This is a genomic window from Streptomyces sp. NPDC001514, assembly GCF_053597075.1.
Window position 1 is genome coordinate 1 of record NZ_JBSFHO010000076.1, and the last position, 6,047, is coordinate 6,047.

3 protein-coding genes are annotated in these 6,047 nt (G+C 70.3%); 2 read left to right on the forward strand and 1 reads right to left on the reverse strand.

The window, feature by feature from the left end:
* Positions 1 to 231: 231 nt before the first annotated feature.
* The gene (gene polA, locus ACWCXB_RS36400; RefSeq protein ID WP_450728767.1) at positions 232 to 2,886 is read right to left on the reverse strand and encodes a DNA polymerase I; all 2,655 of its coding nucleotides are present in this window, start codon (positions 2,884 to 2,886) and stop codon (positions 232 to 234) included.
* 180 nt (positions 2,887 to 3,066) lie between these two features.
* On the opposite strand from polA, the gene ACWCXB_RS36405 reads away from it, so the two are divergent.
* Positions 3,067 to 5,346: an FdhF/YdeP family oxidoreductase gene (locus ACWCXB_RS36405; protein WP_450728763.1), complete on the forward strand. Its 2,280-nt coding sequence runs from the start codon at positions 3,067 to 3,069 to the stop codon at positions 5,344 to 5,346.
* A gap of 71 nt (positions 5,347 to 5,417) precedes the next feature.
* The gene (locus ACWCXB_RS36410) at positions 5,418 to 5,909 is read left to right on the forward strand and encodes a PaaI family thioesterase (protein ID WP_450728765.1); all 492 of its coding nucleotides are present in this window, start codon (positions 5,418 to 5,420) and stop codon (positions 5,907 to 5,909) included.
* The last annotated feature ends 138 nt before the right edge of the window (positions 5,910 to 6,047 follow it).

The window sequence follows — 6,047 nt, forward strand, 5'->3', positions numbered from 1 at the left end:
CGGACGACGCCGTACCCACCGATTTCCGAGGAGGCGAGCCCGGAGGGGCCCCAACCCGCCACCCACCCACAGCAGCCGCACCAAGCCCGTCCGGCACTTGAGGACGGACACACCGGACGCCCACCCGGTACCGGGCAACACCGCACAGACCCCGCCCACCGCCGGAGGCACCCCGCGGGGGCCGACGGGGGGCGTCAGCCCCCCGTCAAAGCAACCGCCCCCGTCAAAGAATCAGTGCGCCGCCGACTCCCAGTCCGCCCCCACCCCCACCGACACATCCAGCGGCGCCCTCAGCTCGACCGCCGTCGACATCTCGTGGCGCACGATCTCCTCGACCTGTGCGCGCTCGCCCGGCGCGAGCTCCAGAACGATTTCGTCGTGGACCTGGAGCAGCATCCGGGACCTGAGCCCCGCCGCCCTCAGCGCGCCGTCGACGCGGAGCATCGCGACCTTGACGATGTCCGCGGCGGTGCCCTGGATCGGTGCGTTGAGCGCCATGCGCTCGGCGGCCTCGCGGCGCTGCCTGTTGTCGCTGTTCAGATCCGGCAGGTAGCGGCGGCGGCCGAGCATCGTGGCCGTGTATCCCGTGGCCCGCGCCTCGTCGACGACGCGCCGCAGATAGTCGCGGACCCCGCCGAAGCGCTCGAAGTAGGTGTCCATCAGCGCCCGCGCCTCGGCCGCCTCGATGTTCAGCTGCTGGCTGAGACCGAAGGCCGACAGTCCGTACGCCAGTCCGTACGACATGGCCTTGATCTTGCGCCGCATCTCCGCGTCGACCGCCGACCGCCCGACGCCGAAGACCTGGGAGGCCACCGTCGTGTGCAGGTCCTCACCCGAGGTGAACGCCTCGATCAGGCCCTCGTCCTCGGACAGATGGGCCATGACACGCAGCTCGATCTGGCTGTAGTCCGCGGTCATCAGAGCTTCGAAGCCCTCACCCACCACGAACCCGCGCCGGATCGCCCGCCCCTCGTCCGTGCGCACCGGCACGTTCTGCAGATTGGGGTCGGTCGAGGACAGGCGTCCGGTCGCCGCGACCGTCTGGCTGAACGTCGTGTGGATCCGGCCGTCCGCCGCGATCGTCTTGATCAGGCCCTCGACCGTGGAACGCAGCCGGGCCTGCTCGCGATGGCGCAGCATGATCACCGGCAGTTCGTGGTCCGTCTGCCCGGCCAGCCAGGCCAGGGCGTCGGCGTCCGTCGTGTAACCGGTCTTGGTCTTCTTCGTCTTGGGGAGGTTCAGCTCACCGAAGAAGACTTCCTGAAGCTGCTTGGGCGAGCCCAGATTGAACTCGTGGCCCACCGAGGCGTGCGCCTCCTTCACGGCCTGCTGCACGGCACCCGCGAACTGCTGCTCCATCGCCTCCAGATGTGCGCGGTCGGCCGCGATGCCGTACCGCTCCATCCGGGCCAGCAGCAGGGACGTGGGCAGCTCCACGTCGTGCAGCAGCTCGACCGCGCCGACTTCCTTCAGCTTCTCGCCGAACGCGTCGCCCAGGTCGAGGACCGCACGGGCCTGGGCCATCAGGGCGTCGGCCTCGGCCTGCTCGTCGGCGCCGAAGGCCAGTTGCCCGTCGGCGGCGGCGGGGGCCAGCTCACGGTGGAGGTACTCCACGGAGAGGGCGTCCAGGGCGAAGGAACGGCGGCCCGGCTTGACCAGATACGCGGCGAGCGCGGTGTCCATCGTGACGCCCGCGATGTCCCAGCCGTGCTCGGGGAAGACCCGCAGTGCGTCCTTGGCGCTGTGCATGACCTTGGGCCGGTCCGGGTCGGAGATCCAGGCGGAGAAGGCCCGCTCGTCGGACTCGTCGAGCTGGGTCGTGTCGAACCAGGCCGCGGCGCCGTCGGCCGCCGCCAGCGCGATCTCGCTGACATTGCCGACGCCCAGGGCCCAGGCGGCGACGGTGGCCACGCCGAGCGGCTGCCCGCCGTGCGCCTCCAGCCAGGGGGCCAGCTCGCCGGCGCCCAGCACGGTGCCGTCCAGCTCGACCCCGGCCTCGGGGGCCGGGGCCTCGGACTCGTCCGAGCCCGGGTCGACCGCGAGCAGCCGCTCGCGCAGGCTCGGGTTGCGGATCTCCAGGACCTCCAGGAAGCCCTTCAGCGCCGTCCTGTCGTAGGGCGCGCGCTCCAGGTCGGCCACGGACCTGGGCAGTTCGACGTCGCGCACCAGCTCGGTGAGGTGACGGTTGAGCTTGACCGACTCCAGATGGTCGCGCAGGGCCTGGCCCACCTTGCCCTTGACCTCGTCGGCGCGGTCCACCAGCTCCGCGAACGAGCCGAACTGGTTGATCCACTTCGTGGCGGTCTTCTCGCCGACACCGGGGATGCCCGGCAGATTGTCGGACGGGTCGCCGCGCAGGGCGGCGAAGTCCGGGTACTGCTGCGGGGTCAGTCCGTACTTCTCCTGGACCTTCTCCGGGGTGAAGCGGGTCAGCTCGGAGACGCCCTTCGTCGGGTAGAGCACGGTCACATGGTCGGAGACCAGCTGGAAGGAGTCGCGGTCGCCGGTGACGATCAGCACCTCGAAGCCGGCGGCCTCGGCCTGGGTGGCGAGGGTGGCGATGATGTCGTCGGCCTCGAAGCCGTCCACCGCGAACCGCACCGCGTTCATGGTGTCCAGGAGCTCGCCGATCAGCTCGACCTGGCCCTTGAACTCGTCGGGGGTCGAGGAGCGGTTCGCCTTGTACTCCGGGAAGTCCTGGGAGCGCCAGGTCTTGCGGGACACGTCGAAGGCCACGGCGAAGTGCGTGGGCGCTTCGTCGCGCAGCGTGTTCGCCAGCATCGACGCGAAGCCGTAGACGGCGTTGGTCGTCTGGCCGCTCGCGGTCGAGAAGTTCTCCGCGGGCAGCGCGAAGAACGCCCGGTACGCCAGGGAGTGCCCGTCCATGAGGAGCAGGCGCGGACGGGTTTGGTCTGGGGTCTTCTTCGATGCTGTCTCAGCCACGCACACGATCCTGCCACGGACCACCGACAACGCCGCCCACGGCGGTGGGCGGGGACCCGCTGTCGGTGGCGCGTGACAGGATCTGTGGACGACGAACCGATCCCGCGCTCGAAGAGGAGCACGATGGCCAGCAAGCCGCCCGCAGGTGACCCGGTCCAGGACGCGCCGCAGGTCGAGGCACCCCGGCACGCCGCGGCCGGCCTGCCCGCGATCGGGCACACGCTCAGGATCGCCCAGCAGCAGATGGGCGTGCGGCGCACTGCGCAGACCCTCCTCAAAGTGAATCAGAAGGACGGATTCGACTGCCCGGGCTGCGCCTGGCCCGAGGGCGACAAGCGGCATGTGGCGGAGTTCTGTGAGAACGGGGCGAAGGCGGTCGCCGAGGAGGCGACGCTGCGCCGCGTCACACCCGAGTTCTTCGCCGCGCACCCGCTCTCGGATCTCGCGTCCCGCAGTGGGTACTGGCTGGGCCAGCAGGGCCGTATCACGGAACCCATGTACCTCGCGGAGGGCGCCGAGCGGTACGAGGCGGTGACGTGGGAGCGGGCCTTCGCGATCATCGCGGAGGAGCTCCGGGCACTCGACTCCCCCGACGAGGCCCTCTTCTACACGTCGGGACGGACGAGCAACGAGGCGGCGTTCCTGCTGCAGCTCTTCGCCCGCGAGTTCGGCACCAACAACCTCCCCGACTGTTCGAACATGTGCCATGAGTCCTCGGGCTCGGCGCTCACGGAGACCCTCGGCGTCGGCAAGGGCAGCGTCTCCCTGGAGGATCTGCACCAGGCGGATCTGATCATCGTGGCCGGGCAGAACCCCGGGACGAACCATCCGCGGATGCTGTCCGCGCTGGAGAAGGCCAAGCTCGCAGGCGCGAAGATCATTTCGGTGAATCCGCTGCCCGAGGCGGGCCTGGAGAAGTTCAGGAACCCGCAGACCCCGCAGGGCATGCTCAAGGGCGTCTCCCTCACCGATCTCTTCCTCCAGATCCGCATCGGCGGCGACCAGGCCCTCTTCCGCCTCCTCAACAAGCTGATCCTCGACACCCCGGGCGCGGTCGACGAGGACTTCGTACGGGACCACACGCACGGCTACGAGGAGTTCGCGGCCGCCGCGAAGGCCGCCGACTGGGACGGGACGCTCGCCGCGACCGGACTGGACCGGGCGGAGATCGAGCGCGCCCTGCGCATGGTCCTCGCCTCCAAGCGCACGATCGTGTGCTGGGCGATGGGCCTGACCCAGCACAAGCACGCCGTCCCGACCATCAGGGAAGTCGTCAACTTCCTGCTGCTGCGCGGCAACATCGGCCGGCCGGGCGCCGGGGTGTGCCCGGTGCGCGGGCACTCCAACGTGCAGGGCGACCGCACCATGGGCATCTTCGAGCGGCCCGCGCCCGCCTTCCTGGACGCCCTGGAGAAGGAGTTCGGCTTCACGCCGCCGCGCCACCACGGCTTCGACGTGGTCCGGTCCATCCGGGCGCTGCGCGACGGCGAGGCCAAGGTGTTCTTCGCCATGGGCGGCAATTTCGTCGGTGCCACCCCGGACACGGAGGTCACCGAGGCGGCCGTGCGCCGCGCCCGTCTCACCGTGCATGTGTCGACGAAGCTCAACCGCTCGCACGCCGTCACGGGCACACGCGCGCTGATCCTGCCCACGCTCGGCCGCACCGACAAGGACGTGCAGAAGAGCGGCAAGCAGTTCGTGACCGTCGAGGACTCGATGGGCATGGTCCACGCCTCGCGCGGCAACCTGCCGCCCGCGAGCCCGCATCTGCTCTCCGAGCCGGCGATCGTGGCGCGCATGGCGCGTGCCGTGCTCGGCGCACGGTCGCAGACGCCATGGGAGGAGTTCGAGAAGGACTACGCGACGATCCGCGACCGGATCTCCCGGGTCGTCCCCGGCTTCGAGGACTTCAACGCGAGGATCGCGCACCCGGGCGGTTTCACGCTGCCGCACGCCCCGCGCGACGAGCGCCGCTTCCCCACCGCCACCGGCAAGGCCAACTTCACGGCAGCCCCCGTCGAGTACCCCGAGGTCCCGGAGGGCCGGCTGCTGCTGCAGACCCTGCGCTCCCACGACCAGTACAACACCACGATCTACGGGCTGGACGACCGCTACCGCGGCATCAAGGGCGGCCGCCGCGTCGTCCTCGTCCACCCGGCGGACGCCGCCGAGCTGGGCCTCGCGGACGGTGCGTACACGGATCTGGTGAGCGAGTGGAAGGACGGCGTGGAGCGACGGGCGCCCGGCTTCCGGGTCGTGCACTACCCGACCGCGCGCGGCTGCGCGGCCGCGTACTACCCGGAGACCAATGTGCTGGTGCCGCTGGATGCCACCGCGGACGTCAGCAACACCCCCGCCAGCAAGTCCGTGGTCGTGCGTCTGGAACAATCACCGGCCGACTGAGCGTTTGCTCAGGCAGCAGCTGAGGACGTACAGCCGTACGACGACGTACGCACACGAACGGAGCCGGGCCCATGGGCGAGCAGACCACCGTGAAGTTCCCGCAAGAGGTCATCGACGAGTACGCCGAACTCGGCGTCGACCTGCCCGCGCTGTTCTCCGCCGGGCATCTCGGCAACCGGATGGGCGTGCAGATCGTCGAGGCCTCCGCGGACCGGGTCGTCGGCACCATGCCCGTCGAGGGCAACACCCAGCCCTACGGGCTGCTGCACGGCGGGGCCTCCGCGGTCCTCGCCGAGACGCTCGGCTCGGTCGGCTCGATGCTGCACGGCGGAGTCTCCAAGATCGCCGTCGGTGTGGATCTGAACTGCACCCACCACCGGGGCGTCCGCTCCGGCCTGGTCACCGGAGTGGCCACCCCGGTGCACCGGGGCCGCTCGACGGCCACGTACGAGATCGTGATCACCGACGAGCAGGACAAGCGGGTCTGCACGGCCCGCCTGACCTGCCTGCTTCGCGACGTCCGCGCCAAGGACGCGGAGAACGTCCCGGGCGCTGCCGGCTGACGCACGGGCTCCGTTCGTGCCCGGGTCCGGCGGGCCGGGCGGCCAGGCCCTAGCTGTATTGATCACGAGCGTTGTTAACAGTGCTGGGTCTTGATCATGGCGAAGACCTCCGGTGTGGTGGAGGTGTCTAGGCTCCAC